General features: G+C 53.5%; 1 protein-coding gene. It reads left to right on the top strand.

Features of this window, described 5'->3' with window-relative positions; all coding sequences use genetic code 11:
* Positions 1 to 215 (top strand): hypothetical protein (locus DXD25_RS17030; protein WP_187360512.1); only part of this gene is annotated, 215 nt, incomplete at both ends.

The following is a 215-nucleotide window of genomic DNA, read 5'->3' on the forward strand; positions in this document are numbered from 1 at the left end:
TGCGAGGCGGCTGGGATTCCCTACGATAAAAGCTGCATCACGCCGGAGCGAATCATCTTTATCACGGATAAGGACTCCGAGATTTATCGTTCGAAGGAGTGGTATGGGGTGCTGCCGGATGAGGAGATTAAGGCTCGCAGAGAGGCATTTCTCAAGCGTGGACTTACGATTGATGGTAAGGGGACGGCTCGCTATAGCTTGCTTGCCGGGGATTG

It is taken from the genome of Prevotella sp. TF12-30, assembly GCF_003436715.1.
Lineage (GTDB): Bacteria > Bacteroidota > Bacteroidia > Bacteroidales > Bacteroidaceae > Prevotella > Prevotella copri_A.